The organism is Bradyrhizobium sp. AZCC 1693, from assembly GCF_036924745.1.
Lineage (GTDB): Bacteria > Pseudomonadota > Alphaproteobacteria > Rhizobiales > Xanthobacteraceae > Bradyrhizobium.
The window spans coordinates 5,041,040-5,055,302 of sequence record NZ_JAZHSD010000001.1 but is presented as its reverse complement, the minus strand read 5'-3'; the positions used below and the strand labels follow the sequence as shown (position 1 = coordinate 5,055,302).

At 63.4% G+C, this 14,263-nt stretch carries 9 protein-coding genes and 1 pseudogene; 5 read left to right on the top strand and 5 right to left on the bottom strand.

Annotated features, from left to right (window positions below; translation table 11 throughout):
• Positions 1 to 124 precede the first annotated feature (124 nt).
• Positions 125 to 847 carry a nucleotidyltransferase family protein gene (locus V1293_RS24145; RefSeq protein ID WP_334512808.1) on the top strand — a complete coding sequence of 241 codons (723 nt, stop codon included), beginning with the start codon at positions 125 to 127 and terminating at the stop codon, positions 845 to 847.
• A gap of 262 nt (positions 848 to 1,109) precedes the next feature.
• Here the strand turns inward: V1293_RS24145 and V1293_RS24140 are convergent, their stop codons facing one another.
• Together V1293_RS24140 and V1293_RS24135 are read right to left on the bottom strand one after the other, a co-directional pair.
• Positions 1,110 to 1,418 carry an ATP-dependent Clp protease adaptor ClpS gene (locus tag V1293_RS24140; protein ID WP_442894367.1) on the bottom strand — a complete coding sequence of 103 codons (309 nt, stop codon included), beginning with the start codon at positions 1,416 to 1,418 and terminating at the stop codon, positions 1,110 to 1,112.
• Positions 1,419 to 1,460: 42 nt separating this feature from the next.
• Positions 1,461 to 2,708 (bottom strand): annotated as a pseudogene (locus tag V1293_RS24135) (serine hydrolase); the annotation flags it as partial.
• Between the two features lie 449 nt (positions 2,709 to 3,157).
• Between V1293_RS24135 and V1293_RS24130 the strand changes: the two are divergent.
• The 4 genes from V1293_RS24130 (at position 3,158) to trxA (ending at position 10,767) form a co-directional block, all read left to right on the top strand.
• Positions 3,158 to 3,376 carry a hypothetical protein gene (locus tag V1293_RS24130; RefSeq protein ID WP_138836405.1) on the top strand — a complete coding sequence of 73 codons (219 nt, stop codon included), beginning with the start codon at positions 3,158 to 3,160 and terminating at the stop codon, positions 3,374 to 3,376.
• Between the two features lie 330 nt (positions 3,377 to 3,706).
• Complete coding sequence (addB, locus tag V1293_RS24125; protein ID WP_334512807.1) at positions 3,707 to 6,853, top strand: double-strand break repair protein AddB; 3,147 nt, start codon at positions 3,707 to 3,709, stop codon at positions 6,851 to 6,853.
• Positions 6,847 to 10,341, top strand: coding sequence for a double-strand break repair helicase AddA (gene addA, locus V1293_RS24120; RefSeq protein ID WP_334512806.1), 3,495 nt, complete (start codon positions 6,847 to 6,849; stop codon positions 10,339 to 10,341). Before addB ends, addA begins: the two co-directional genes overlap by 7 nt.
• A gap of 105 nt (positions 10,342 to 10,446) precedes the next feature.
• On the top strand, positions 10,447 to 10,767 hold the full coding sequence (gene trxA, locus V1293_RS24115) for a thioredoxin (protein ID WP_016847387.1): 321 nt from the start codon (positions 10,447 to 10,449) through the stop codon (positions 10,765 to 10,767).
• A 110-nt stretch (positions 10,768 to 10,877) separates the two neighbouring features.
• Here trxA and V1293_RS24110 read toward each other — a convergent pair whose 3' ends face one another.
• The 3 genes from V1293_RS24110 to accD all read right to left on the bottom strand — a co-directional run bounded on the left by V1293_RS24110 (position 10,878) and on the right by accD (position 14,171).
• Positions 10,878 to 11,618, bottom strand: a complete 741-nt coding sequence (locus tag V1293_RS24110) for a metallophosphoesterase family protein (RefSeq protein WP_334512805.1) — start codon at positions 11,616 to 11,618, stop codon at positions 10,878 to 10,880.
• A gap of 274 nt (positions 11,619 to 11,892) precedes the next feature.
• Positions 11,893 to 13,233 (bottom strand): bifunctional folylpolyglutamate synthase/dihydrofolate synthase, encoded by a 1,341-nt coding sequence (locus V1293_RS24105; RefSeq protein ID WP_334512803.1) that lies wholly within the window; start codon positions 13,231 to 13,233, stop codon positions 11,893 to 11,895.
• Positions 13,230 to 14,171: an acetyl-CoA carboxylase, carboxyltransferase subunit beta gene (gene accD, locus V1293_RS24100; RefSeq protein ID WP_334512800.1), complete on the bottom strand. Its 942-nt coding sequence runs from the start codon at positions 14,169 to 14,171 to the stop codon at positions 13,230 to 13,232. The genes V1293_RS24105 and accD overlap by 4 nt, the downstream gene beginning before the upstream one ends.
• Positions 14,172 to 14,263 lie beyond the last annotated feature (92 nt).

The window sequence follows — 14,263 nt, the reverse complement described above, 5'->3', positions numbered from 1 at the left end:
GCGGCTGTCGTACGGCCGTCATGTGCGGCCACTAAGGCCTCATGGTTGCTGGTTCAAGCCACTCGCCGTGGTATGATCTGCAGCCCGATTTGATGGTTCGAGAAATCCAAGAGAAATTCCAGGAATGTCCGTTACGCCCGCCAAAGCCATGGTTCTTGCCGCCGGTCTCGGTTTGCGCATGCGCCCGCTCACCGACCATATGCCGAAGCCGCTGGTGCGCGTGGCCGGCCAGCCTTTGCTCGATCACGTGCTGGACAAGCTCGCCGGTGCCGGCGTCAGCGAAGCCGTGGTCAACGTGCATTATTTGCCCGACCAGATCATCCAGCACACCGCGAGCCGGGCCCGGCCCCGCATCATCATTTCCGACGAACGCGACGAGGTGCTCGGCACCGGCGGCGCGGTCGTGAAGGCACTGCCGCTGCTCGGCAAGGAGCCGTTCTTCCACCTCAACGCCGACACGATGTGGATCGACGGTGTGCGGCCCAATCTGGCGCGGCTCGCCGAAACCTTCGATCCTGACCGGATGGACATCCTGCTCCTGATGGCGCCGACCACGAGCAGCATCGGCTATGCCGGCCGCGGCGACTACGCGATGCTGCCGGACGGCGCGTTGCGCAAACGGCGTGAACACCAGGTGGTGCCGTTCGTCTATGCGGGTGCGGCGATCATGTCGCCCTCGCTGTTTGCCGACGCGCCCGCCGGCGAGTTTTCGCTGACCAAAATGTTCGACCGCGCCAACGAGCAGGAGCGGCTGTTCGGCCTGCGGCTCGACGGCGTCTGGATGCACGTCGGAACCCCCGACGCGGTGCAGGCCGCGGAAGAGGCGTTTCTGGAAAGCGTGGCCTGATACTGTTCGGCGGTCCGTCCGCAGGACCCAGACAAAAAATCTCGAAAACAACCCCATGCAAAGTAGAATGGGCACCTGCTGCTAGTAGGCAGCTTCGGCCAAATTGAACGGGGTGAGGCTTGCTCGATGTCCGCCATACCCCGATAGCAACCAAGTTTTGCATGACGGAAAATTTCGCGATGGCACAACAGCAGAAGTGATGCTTACCGTCGTAGAACCAAGCCGCTGGCAATGTAGCAGCCTTTATCGGAGATTGCGAAAACTAACAGGCGGACGTGATTCGCTCGCGCATGCATTGCAGTGGATGCTTATGCTGGCGTGCCAGGTCAAGTACCTCTGTCACCTTCGCGTCGGCGACGTGGTGGGGATAGATACCGCACGCACCGACACCCTCATTATGGATCTCAAGCATGATCCGAGTGGCGGTCTCGCGGTCCTTACCGAATACCCACTCCAATACGTAAGCCACGAACTCCATCGGAGTGTAGTCGTCATTCAGGAGCCGTACTTCGCTCAATAGTCCCGAGGCTAGGTCCGAGATGCTGTGACGTTCGGTTTCTTTCGTCTCCATCCGTTTCGGTGCGGCGTGGTCGCCATTCTGGTGTAGTACAAGTCCATCCACCGCGCCCTCGGGATTACGCTTAAAGGTCATGCTGATTCCGGCGACCCTGGCGAAAAACTCGTTGGGCGCGGACGGGAAAATGGGGATCGCATCTTGTCCGATCGCCTGGGTATAAAGCCTGTCGTTCATCCGGAACACCTTCAGCGGGAAATTGTCGGCAAGCTTGTAAATTCCCACATATTCATCAAGCGACGCACTGGGCAGAACAGTCGCCTTATATGCAGGCGCAAGCGGCGCATCCGCGTCGAGCGTGGCGAAACCCAGATCATCAGGGTCCGCGGACGTGTTAGTGAGGATGATAACGCCTCGTTCCCGATTAGCTGTGAAACCGAGAAAACTTCTGTACCCGCCAGTCCCGCCGTTGTGCCAGACGATCCCTTTATCGGTCGTCACCCAGGCCAGGCCGACGCGTATAGTTTTTGCCATATCGCTGCGCGGCCGTTGCGCAAAGTTCATCGCGGCGGCCAATGGCGACTGACCGATGCCCATGTTGGCCCTCAGATAGCGCAGCATGTCATTAGCCGTGGATCGGAGGGCGCCCGCGCCTGCTAATGCGTCGAGGTCCCAGTTCTTCGCCGCTTTGCCTGTGTCGTCGTGACCGGGAGCGAGATGGGCGCGCATTGCGTCGGTGAACGCCGTACCGCTCATCGTCATGCCGAGCGGCTTCAGAATTTCGTCGTTGGTTAGGGTGCCATAGGTCGTGGGCACAAATTGCGCAAGCGCATGGCCCAGGAGCCCGAACCCCAGATTGGAGTATTCGTAGGAGGCCCCTGGATCGCGCGGCAGTTGGTATCCCGCAAGAAACACCTTTAGCTTCGCCGCATCGTAGTCGGCATAGGGATTGGCTGGGTCCTTCGGCGTGAAGTTAGACGGCATCCGCGGCAAGCCGGAGTGATGCGTGGCAAGATCGCCGAGCGTAATTTCTTTGTCACCGCCGGACGGGATTTTGAAGTCCGCCAGAAGTTGTGCCACCGGCGTGTCGAGCATCAAGCGCCCTGAGAGCACTGCCTGTGCCAAGAGTGTGGCTGTGAAGGTCTTTGTTATCGAACCAATTTCATAAACCGTCTCGCCATCGGGTGCCTTGCAATCATGGAGCTTGCCGAAGTCCACAACCTCGCTCTTGTCACCATCCACGACGCCGAACACCAGCGTCTGGTAGGTGCCCGCCGCAATCCGTTCCTGCGCGGCCTTTTCGACGCGATCGGGTAGAGGTCCTGCGTTCGCCGACGTGCTCGTCATGAAGCATAATCCAAAAAACATACCGCGATCCGGCAATGAAGGCACGCGCCATAGAGAAAAACAAGTTTCATGGCTGATGAATATAGCGAAGAAAAACGAGTCATAATGTCTGGCACGTCCGAAGCTGCCCGCTCATTGTTCCGGCGAGGAAGAGCTACCAGATGCAAAAGCTGGCGCTGTCGCAGAGCGACTAGTCTATGTCTGCTTTGGAGCGCATCCCGGCCTCAGCGCGCCGTGCTTTTTGTGCTCAAACGGGGCATGTCGCTTTGGTCAAAAGCGCGTTCTAGTCGCCGCTGGTCACTTCCGGTCTGCTCCGATTGCCGGACGATTGGGGGCCCGCCCATGGGCAATCGCGTGAGGTTGATCCCTGGGGGCGGTCCAATCGCGTACCGCCCAATTTTCATGTGTGCTACCTAGTTCGGTAGCAAGATGGTCAGGAGAAGCCGATCATGACTGACGATCAAGTCAATCTCGTCGTTCAGCACCTTTGCGAGCAATTGCACTTGGCGCTCCGATTGAAGGACAGCGAGGCACATCCACCAAACGCCAAGGATATTGGATTTGATCCCGCCTCTGTAAGAACTGTATTGCTGACCGGGTTGCGTTCGGCGGGTGTCACGATCCACCACGAGGCAGCCGGGGCGAGCGAAGAGCCGCCGTGGTCCTAAACGCAAAACGCGGGACAGAAGCCCCGCGCCAATGTCTCAGTTGGGTCAATCGCGACCGGGTCGATCCGACAGCAGCTCAAGCCATGTGTGCGGTGCCCCGAAAGCGGAAGTTTCCAGAGCGCTACGGCTCCTCGAAGCCCCAGACGCCCAACAGACATTTCGAACCCTTCAGGTTAGCTGAAGCTTACGACTAGCGCCCACGCTGGCCCATCTGTCGCGGCCCAACGTGATCTCCTGCTTTGGCAGTGGGTAGCGGGGACGCCGCCCTCACCCACATGACCTTCCATGATTACCTCCCTATATTGCGACTGAGATCGAATCAGGAAGCCCATGCGCGTTTTCAGCGTTCCCCTCTCCGTGCCGTTCCTGCGCACCGTCATCGCGGCGCTGGTCGACGGCCGTCTTGTCGAGGGATTCGAGGCGCGCAGCAACCCGCTCAATCTGGCAACGGCGACGCTCTATTTGCCGACCCGGCGCGCAGGAAGGCTGGCGCGGGAGATCTTTCTCGATGAATTGAAGACGGACGCGGCGATCCTGCCGCGCATCGTGGCGCTCGGCGACATCGACGAGGACGAGCTGGCGTTTGCGGAAGGCTCGGAACAATTCAGCGGCGTGGCGCCGCTCGACATTCCGCCGAGGCTCGGTGAATTGGAGCGCCGGCTGACGTTGGCCCATCTGGTTGCGGCATGGGCGAAAAGCCCGGTGTCGGCGCCGCTCGTGGTCGGCGGCCCAGCCTCGACACTGGCGCTGGCCGGCGACCTGGCGCGGCTGATGGACGACATGGTGACACGCGGCGTCGCCTGGGAAGCCCTCGACAAACTGGTGCCCGACCAGTTCGACAAATACTGGCAGCACTCGCTCGAATTCCTGCGCATCGCGCGCAAGGCGTGGCCGGAACATCTGAGGGAAATCGGCAGGATCGAACCCGCCGAACGGCGCGACCGCCTGATCGAGGCGGAAGCCGCGCGCCTCACCGCGCATCACGAGGGGCCGGTGATTGCAGCCGGCTCGACCGGTTCGATGCCGGCAACCGCGAAATTCCTCAACGCCGTGGCCGGCCTGAAGCTGGGCGCCGTGGTGCTGCCGGGGCTCGACACCGATCTCGACGAGGAGGCCTGGCAGACGATCGGCGGCGTCAGGGACGCGCAGGGTAAATTCACCACGCAACCTTCCTCGAACCATCCGCAATTCGCGATGCACGGCTTGCTGGATCGCTTCGGCATCAAGCGAAGCGACGTCGAAATCCTGGGTACGCCGGCACAGCAGGGACGCGACGTACTGGTGTCCGAGACGATGCGGCCGTCGAGTGCGACCGAACAGTGGCATGACCGTCTGGCTCAGCCGGATGTTTCGGCAAGGATTGCAGGCGGCATGATGAAGCTTGCCGTCGTCGAGGCGCCGAATTCGGAGATGGAGGCGCTGGCGATCGCGGTGGCGATGCGGGAGGCGCGGCATCTGAACAAATCGGCGGCGCTGGTGACGCCGGATCGCGCGCTGGCGCGGCGGGTGATGGCGGCGCTGAGGCGCTGGAATCTCGAATTCGACGATTCCGGCGGCGACGCGCTGATGGATACGCCAAGCGGCATTTTTGCCCGCCTCGCCGCGGAAGCCGCCAGCAAGGGGCTGGAGCCGCCGACCTTGCTCGCGCTGCTGAAACATCCGTTGTTTCGGCTCGGCCAGGCATCCGGCGCGTTCAGGCACGCGATCGAGACCCTCGAACTGGCGCTGCTGCGCGGCACCCGGCCGCAGGCGGGAACGGCCGGCTTGGCGCGCGACTTCGATCGTTTCCGCGTCGAGCTCAGGAAACTCAGGAGCCATGAGACCTCATCGCTTCACGTCTCCGAACCGCGCGCTAAATTGAAGGACGGCGAACTCGACCAGGCGCAGGCGCTGATCGCGGCGTTGCAGAAGGCGCTGGCGCCGCTGGAAATCATGGGCTCGTCAAAACCGTTCGATTTCGCCGAGCTGGCGCTACGCCATCGCGAAGCGCTGATCGCGCTATCCTTGGATCAAAACGGCGTTGCCGTTGCCTTCGAGGAAGCGCAAGGCTCGGCGCTGTCAGCCGCGTTCGACGACTTGCTCGCCGAGCAAAAGCCGAGCGGCCTGATGGTCCAGCTTGGCGACTATCCCGATGTGTTCCAGACCGCCTATGCCGATCGCATGGTGCGGCGGCCGGAGCAGGCCAACGCACAACTGCACATCTACGGCCAGCTCGAAGCGCGGCTCACCGAAACCGACCGCGTCATTCTTGGCGGGCTGGTCGAAGGCGTATGGCCGCCGGCGCCGCGGGTTGATCCCTGGCTGAGCCGGCCGATGCGCCATGAACTCGGCCTCGATCTGCCGGAGCGGCGCATCGGTCTCTCCGCGCACGATTTTGCGCAATTGCTGGGAACGGACGACGTGATCCTGACTCATTCGGCCAAGGTCGGCGGCGCGCCGGCTGTCGCCTCGCGCTTTCTGCACCGCCTGGAGGCCGTTGCCGGCGAAGCACGCTGGGATGCGGCCAAAAGTACTGGTGAAAATTACGTCCGCTTCGCCGCCGAACTGGACCAGCCCGACACGGTCGAACCGATCGAACAGCCCGCGCCGAAGCCGCCGGTCGCGACGCGGCCGCTAAAACTATCGGTCACGGCGATCGAGGACTGGCTGCGCGATCCCTATACGATCTACGCGAAGTATATTTTGCGGCTCGATCCGCTCGATCCCGTCGACATGCCGCTGTCGGCGGCCGATCGCGGCTCCGCGATCCATGACGCGCTCGGCGAATTCACGCAAGAATTCGCCGATGCTCTTCCCCCACAGCCCGCGCTGGTGCTGCGCGGTATCGGTGAAAAATACTTTGCGCCGCTGATGGAGCGTCCCGAGGCGCGGGCGCTGTGGTGGCCGCGGTTTCAGCGCATCGCCGCATGGTTTGCGGATTGGGAGCTGGCGCGGCGCGGCGCGATTGAAAAAATTGCCGCCGAGATCAGGGGCGAGATCAAGATTCCGCTCGACAATGAACGCATCTTCACGCTGTCGGCGCGCGCCGACCGGATCGAGCAGCACGGTGACGGCAGCTTTGCGATCCTCGACTACAAGACGGGGCAGCCGCCGACCGGAAAGCAGGTGCGCATGGGCCTCTCGCCGCAATTGACGCTGGAGGCCGCGATCCTGCGCGAAGGCGGCTTTGAGAATATCCACGCAGGGTCATCCGTCGGCGAGCTCGTCTATGTCAGGCTCAGCGGCAACAATCCGCCCGGCGAGCAGCGGTCGCTGGAGCTGAAAATCAGGAACAACGATACGCCGCAGCGGCCGGACGAAGCGGCCGACTACGCTCTTGAACAGCTTGAAGCGCTGATCCGGAAATTCGAGAACGAGGAGACCGCCTACACCTCGCTGAACCTGTCGATGTGGTCGAACCGCTACGGCGCCTATGACGATCTCGCCCGCATCAAGGAATGGTCGGCGGCCGGCGGACTGGGGATCGAGGAATGGTGAGGGCTGTCCGCATCATTCCCGACGCCGTCCGCGCCACGCAGGCGCGCGCGTCCGATCCGGTGGCGTCCGCGTTCGTTTCGGCGAATGCAGGATCAGGCAAAACCCATGTGCTGGTGCAGCGGGTGATCCGGCTGCTGCTCGACGACGTGGCCCCGGAAAAGATCCTCTGCATCACGTTTACAAAAGCTGCCGCCGCCAACATGGCGGAGCGGGTGTTCACCACCCTCGGCCATTGGGTGACGCTCGACGACGACGCGCTGGACGCGGCGATCCGCGAGGCCGGCATTCCCAATCCCGGCGCACGCCTGCGGAAGTCGGCGCGAAAGCTGTTCGCCTGCGCGCTGGAAACGCCGGGCGGGCTGAAGGTGCAGACCATCCACGCGCTGTGCACGCGGCTGCTGCAGCAATTCCCGTTCGAGGCCAATGTCCCGGCGCGGTTTGCCGTGCTCGACGACCGCGACCAGAACGAGATGATGGAGCGCGCCAATCTCGGCGTTTTCCTCGAGGCGTCGCGCAACCCCGACAGCGCGACGGGCCGCGCGCTGATGACGGCGATGGCGAGCGCCGCCGACGTTACCTTCAAGGACGTGGTACGCGAGGCCTGTCTCAGCCGCGATCATTTCATGGCCTGGACAGATGCGGCCGGCAGCGCGCATACCGCTGCCGCGCAGATCTCCGCAGCGCTCGGCGTCGGCCCCAGCGACCGGATCGAGGATGTCGAGCGTGACATCGTCGACGGACCCAACCTGCCGCGATCACGATGGCAGGACATCGCCCTGGTTCTGGATACAAGTAGCAAAGCCGATCAAAAACAGGCCGACCGCCTTCGTGGGGCGCTAGCGTTTGCTGGAGCTGCGCAGGTCGACGAGTATCTCGGGGTGTTTCTTACGGATGAGCGAACGCCGCGAGCGACGGTCGTTACCAGCAGCTTCGTAAAGAAGAATCCTGCTATTGGTCGACTGTTTGATTCGGAAATTGACCGCCTCGCACCCCTGATCGAACGCCGCCGCGCCGTGGTGGCGCGCGACCGCACCGAGGCGCTGCTTCATATCGCAACCGCTGCGGCGGCCAATTATCGCCGCGAGAAGCAGGAACGCGGCCTGCTCGACTATGACGATCTGATCGACAAGACGTTGGAGATGCTCGACCGCGTCTCCTCGGGCTGGGTGCATTACAAGCTCGACCGCGGTGTCGATCATGTATTGATCGACGAGGCGCAGGATACCAGCCCCCGGCAATGGGACATCGTTGCGCACATCATCTCCGAATTCACCTCGGGCGCAGGCGCGCGCGAAGGTGTGGTGCGAACGGTGTTCGCGGTCGGCGACGAGAAGCAGTCGATCTTTTCGTTTCAGGGCGCAGCGCCCCGCGAATTCGACCTCCGCCGCCGGGCCTTACAGAGGAAGTTCGAGGGCGCCGGACTGAAGTTCGATCCGGTGTCGTTTACCTATTCGTTCCGGTCGGGACCGGCGATCCTGCATGCGGTCGACCAGGTGTTTCGCGAGCAGGATATTTTTCGCAGCATTCATGCGGTCGATATCGGAAATCCGATTCATCATGCGCTGGCCGACGCAGGTCCCAGCCAGATCGATCTCTGGGAACTTGCGGAAGCGGACGATCGGCAGGACATCGAAGGCTGGCGTGCGCCGTTCGACGGCGTCGCCGCGACCAGCCCGGAAGTGAAGCTTGCCCGGCGCATTCAGGCCGAGATCAAGGCACTGGTCGGCAGCGGTGTAACAACCGGCAGCAAAGGCGACCGTCGGCCGCTGCGCTATGGCGACATGCTGGTGCTGGTACGGCGGCGCGGCAACGCGTTCGATGCCGTGATCCAGGCGCTCAAGCATGCCGGCATTCCGGTCGCTGGCGCCGATCGCCTCAAGCTGACCGAGCACATCGCGATCATCGACCTGATGAACCTGGCTGACGCGCTGTTGCTGCCGCAGGACGACCTGGCGCTGGCGGTGGCGCTGAAGAGCCCGCTGTTTGGGCTTGGCGATGACGACCTGTTCAAGATCGCCTGGCAGCGCAAGGGATCGTTGCGCGCGGCGCTGGCGGAGCGCGCTTCGGCCGATGGCCGGCTGCGGGATGCGCTGTGGCGGCTCGAGCAGTGCGAGCGCCGTTTCGCCAGCGAAACGCCGTTTGGGTTCTATGCCTGGCTGCTCGGCGGCGACGGCGGCCGCGCGCGAATCCTGCGCCGGCTCGGGCACGAGGCGAACGACGCGCTGGATGAGTTTCTGGAGCTGGCGCTGAACTATGAACGCAAGGCGCCGGCCTCGTTGCAGGGTTTTTTGGCGTGGCTGCGCACGGCCGATCTCGAAGTGAAGCGCGACATGGAAATCTCGCGCGATGAGGTCCGCGTCATGACGGTACATGGCGCCAAGGGCCTGGAAGCTTCCGTCGTGTTCCTGGTGGACACCACGACCTCGCCCTCGGATACGCAGCGGCTGAAACTCATCAATTTGCCGCAGGGCAATGCCGATCCGCATGCGCCCGGTGTCGTGGTCTGGGCCGGCCGCAAGGCCGAGGATCCCCCCGCCGTCGTCGCGGCGCGCGCGGCGATGATCGAAGATACCGAGGATGAATACCGCCGCCTGCTCTATGTCGCGATGACGCGCGCCGCGGACCGCCTGATCGTCGGCGGCTGCATGCCCGGCAACATGAAAACCGTCCGCCCGCTGTCCTGGTACGATCTGATCACCAAAGGACTCGCCGGTTCTACCTTGCAGCTTCAGGAGATCGAGACCGCCATAGGCCGGGTGAAGCGCTATGCGCGCCCTGAGGAGGTCGCGGCGTCGGCCGCTCCCGCTGCGGCGCCGCCACAGCCGGCGCCGATGGCGCTGCCCAACTGGCTGCTGACCCCGGCCCAGCCTGAGGTCTCCCCGGAAAGCCTGTTGCGGCCCTCGGACCCCGCAGACAACGAGCGCCATCCGGTACGGACGGCCGAATCGCTCACCCAGCGCGCCCGCGCCCTGCAACGCGGCACGCTGGTGCACCGGCTCCTGCAATCGATGCCCGATATTGCCGCGGAGCGCCGCCGCGAGGCCGCGCTGGCCTATCTGGCCCGCAATGCCGACGGCTGGATCGAGGAGGAACGGCAGCGGCTTGCCGAAAGCACGCTGGCCTTGATCGCAGATGGACGTTTCGCGCCGGTGTTCGCCCCCGGCAGCCGCGCCGAGGTCTCGATCGTCGGGCGGCTGGAGCGGCCGGGCGGCCGGCCAGCGCTGGTATCCGGACAGATCGACCGCCTCGTCGTCACCGACAGCGAGGTCCTGATCGTCGATTTCAAGACCAACCATGCCCCGCCCAGCCGGCCCGAAGAGGCCCCGAGGGGCTATGTCCGCCAGCTCGCGCTGTACCGGGCGGTGCTCGGCAAGCTTTATCCCCAGCGGGTGGTTCGCGCGGCGCTGCTTTGGACCGAAAGCGCTGAATTAATGGAGATTTCGGCCCCCGCGCTGGAGGCCGAGCTGGCATCCATCATCTCGGCGTGACCTGTGCTTGACCCGGCAGGATCGCGTTCATAGGTTTGACCCTATCATCCCGGGCGCGATTCTCATCCCGCGCCCCTTAATTCCTAACTGAACGAGGTAATTCCCATGGCCGTTGGCAAGGTTTCTGACGCCGATTTCGAAGCCGAAGTGCTCAAGGCGACCGGGCCGGTGGTCGTCGATTTCTGGGCCGAATGGTGCGGCCCCTGCCGCATGATTGCTCCCGCACTCGACGAGATTTCCGGCGCCATGGGCGACAAGGTCAAGATCGTGAAGCTGAATGTCGACGAGAGCCCGAAGACGGCCTCGAAATACGGCGTGATGTCGATCCCGACCCTGATGATCTTCAAGGGCGGCGAAATGGCCTCCCGTCAGGTCGGCGCCGCGCCGAAGGCAAAGCTGCAGCAGTGGATCACGGCTGCGGTCTGATCGGGCTTCAATCGATCATTGTGATGAAGCGGCCGGCGAATCGCCGGCCGTTTGTTTTTGTGGCGGATGATCTCGCAGCCCCGTTGGCTCCATCCGGATCTACGAATTTTTCAACGGATCCACCCCGTCGAAAGCGCGGATGCAAACTCAGCGTCGCCGTTCCGTCGCGCCAATGCTGCCATCGCATCGTGATCGTAGGGCACATGGCGGAAGGTTACGCGCCAGGATGCATCGGCGAATTCCAGAATCGCGTAGCGCGCATCAGGCGTGCCGGCTTCAATCAGATGCGGGAACGGAACGTTGTAAGAAAAGCCAGGAACGCCGACGCTACCGGGATTGACCACCAGGCGTCCGTCGCCGAGTCTGACCGCGCGCGCGATATGGGTATGGGCACACAGAATCAGCGACTGCGAAATTCCCTCCGCCTCTTTCTCGATCGCCTCCAGCGGCGACATCCTGACCGAGCCATCAGGCATCACTGTCTCGAGCCAGTAGACGTTATCGTCGGCAGGCGTAGCGTGACAGAGAAACACCTGGTCGCGAAATATCCGCGTTGATGGCACCGTGCGCAGCCAATCGAGATGCTCGGTGGCGAGTTGCGCGTGGGCCGGCCGATCCCATGATCCCATCTTCTCGACCGGCCGGTCGATCAGCCAGCGATCATGATTGCCAAGGACGTGAACGGCATCGAGCGCCATCAGTGCGTCCATGGTTCGCCGCGCGTCGAGCGGGCCGCTCGCCATGTCGCCGAGATTGACGATCTCGCCAACGCCCTGCGCGCGGATGTCGGCCAGCACGGCTTCCAGCGCGAGATAGTTTCCGTGCACATCGGCAATCGCGGCAAAGCGCATGTTAATTTCTCAATTCCAGCTTTCGAGAAGCGACGTCATACACCCTGCAAGAACGATGCTATGGCGATCTACCTCATTTGGGTGAGGCCGCCCCGCAACATCCTCCTTTGGTCCTACGATGGAACCCGGGTTCCGACTCGCAGTTCGCAGGCGTCTTGGCTAGTCTTTACAAGACCGGGGCTGGAGAATTCATAAGCAATCAATTATTTCTCCCGGGCGGCCGCTGGAAGCAATTTCAGCGGCCATTTAATTTTCTTCGGACCAATTTTCTTCGCTATCCCGGCGGCGTGCCATTGATCGCAAGCACATGGCCAGCGAGATAGAGCGAACCGGTAATCAGGATGCGGGGCGGCACTTCGTAGGCGAGGCGCGACAGCGCATGTAGCGCGGCTTCGACGCTTGCAGCATTTTCCACGCGCATGCCGAGCGCGCGCGCCGCATCCGCCAGCCAGTCCGGCGGCATCGCGTTGTCGCGGCCGGGAATCGGCACCGCCACGATGTGGCGCGTCAGGCCGGCGAAATTGGCGAGGAACGCGCCCGCATCCTTGTTCGCCATCATGCCCGCGATCACCACCAGCGGCCGCGACACCCGCTCTTCGAGATCGCCGAGCGCCGCAGCCGTGACGCGGCCGCCTTCCGCATTGTGCGCGCCGTCGAGCCAGATCTCGCACCCCTTCGGCCCCTGATCGACCAGTGCACCTGCGACCAGCCGCTGCATCCGCGCCGGCCATTCGGCATTGACGATGCCGGCCTCGAATGCGCCCATCCCGATTTTGAATGTTTCGATCGCCCGCAACGTTGCGATGGCAAGGCCTGCATTGTCGAACTGATGCCGCCCGAACAGCTTTGGCGCCGCAAGATCCATCAGGCCGCGCTCGTCCTGATAGACCAGCCGCCCGCGCTCGACGCCAACATGCCATTGCTGTCCGGCCGCGTGCATCGGTGCGCGCATGCGCTTTCCCTGCGCCTCGATCACCGACATCGCCTCCGGCGCCTGCTCGGCGCAAATCACCGGCGCGCCGCGCTTGATGATGGCGGCCTTTTCGCCGGCGATCGCGGTCAGCGTGCTGCCGAGAAATTCCGTGTGATCCATGCTGACGGGCGTGATGACCGTTGCGATCGGCCGCTCGATGACGTTGGTGGCGTCGAGCCGCCCGCCAAGGCCGGTTTCCAGCAGCACGACATCGGCCTCATGCTCCGCGAACAGGCAAAATGCCGCCGCGGTCTCCATCTCGAAAATCGTGATCGGCTCGCCCGCATTGACCTTTTCGCAGTGCTCCAGCACCCGGCGCAACTCGGCATCGCTGGCCAACCGGCCGCCGCCCTTCTCGCCGATGCGGAAGCATTCGTTGATCCTGACCAAATAGGGAGAGGTGTAGACGTGCACGCGCAGGCCTGCGGCCTCGAGGATCGCGCGCAGATAGGCGATGGTGGAGCCCTTGCCGTTGGTGCCCGCGATATGGATCACCGGCGGCAACGTGGCTTCCGGGTGGTCGAGCCGCGCCAGCAGGCGGTGTACGCGATCGAGGCTGAGATCGACGCGCTTCGGATGCAAGGCGGACAGCCGCGCGATCAACTCACCGAGCGGCCGGGGTTTGGCGGCAGGCAGGCTCACGCGTGCGGCGCAGCCGGTACGGCTTCCGGCGCCGAGACGATCTGCGCTGGGTCCGTGACCTGCGGCGAAGGCTTCGAAGCGACGTCGAGCGCCGGGGATTTGGTCAAGAGCCGACACAGCCGCGCCAGCGTCGGACGCATCTCGTGGCGATGCACCACCATGTCGACCATGCCGTGGTCGAGCAGATATTCGGCGCGCTGGAATCCTTCCGGCAGTTTCTCGCGGATGGTCTGCTCGATCACACGCGCGCCGGCAAAACCGATCAGAGCGCCGGGCTCGGCGATCTGCACGTCGCCCAGCATGGCGTAGGACGCGGTGACGCCGCCGGTGGTCGGATTGGTCAGCACCACGATGTAGGGCAGCTTCGCTTCCCGCAGCATCTGCACGCCGACGGTGGTGCGCGGCATCTGCATCAGCGACAGAATGCCTTCCTGCATCCGCGCGCCGCCCGAGGCCGCAAACATGATGAACGGCGACTTCTTCTCGACCGCAAGTTCGAGCCCGCGCACGATCGCCTCACCCGCAGCCATGCCGAGCGAGCCGCCCATGAAATCGAAATCCTGCACCGCGATGACGACGCCGGCGCCCTCTAACTTGCCGTAGCCGACCTTGATCGCATCGTTCAGCCCGGTCTTGGCGCGGGCATCCTTGATGCGGTCGACATATTTGCGCTCATCGCGAAACTTCAGCGGATCGGGCGTCACTTCGGGCAGCGCAATGTCGTACCAGGTCTCGTTGTCGAAGATCGACTTCAGCCGCGCCGCCGCGCCCATGCGCATGTGGTAGTTCGAGCCGGGAATGACGAACTGGTTGGCCTCGACGTCCTTGTAGAATACGAGTTGCCCGGAATCCGGGCACTTGATCCACAGATTCTCCGGCGTCTCGCGGCGCAGGATGTTGCGGATTTTCGGCCGGACGACATTGGTGAGCCAATTCATGGTTCGCTCCGAAATGCGGTTGGACGCATTAACTGGAATATATGGCGGCCCGGGCTGAACCCAACAAGCCGCGACTTCTTAGTTTTGGGCAT

Bases quoted from the DNA above. Each gene is read 5' to 3' on its own strand.
- V1293_RS24145 (WP_334512808.1), top strand. From the start codon at position 125: ATGTCCGTTACGCCCGCCAAAGCCATGGTTCTTGCCGCCGGTCTCGGT.
- V1293_RS24140 (WP_442894367.1), bottom strand. From the start codon at position 1,418: ATGGAGACGAAAGAAACCGAACGTCACAGCATCTCGGACCTAGCCTCG.
- V1293_RS24130 (WP_138836405.1), top strand. From the start codon at position 3,158: ATGACTGACGATCAAGTCAATCTCGTCGTTCAGCACCTTTGCGAGCAA.
- addB (WP_334512807.1), top strand. From the start codon at position 3,707: ATGCGCGTTTTCAGCGTTCCCCTCTCCGTGCCGTTCCTGCGCACCGTC.
- addA (WP_334512806.1), top strand. From the start codon at position 6,847: ATGGTGAGGGCTGTCCGCATCATTCCCGACGCCGTCCGCGCCACGCAG.
- trxA (WP_016847387.1), top strand. From the start codon at position 10,447: ATGGCCGTTGGCAAGGTTTCTGACGCCGATTTCGAAGCCGAAGTGCTC.
- V1293_RS24110 (WP_334512805.1), bottom strand. From the start codon at position 11,618: ATGCGCTTTGCCGCGATTGCCGATGTGCACGGAAACTATCTCGCGCTG.
- accD (WP_334512800.1), bottom strand. From the start codon at position 14,171: ATGAATTGGCTCACCAATGTCGTCCGGCCGAAAATCCGCAACATCCTG.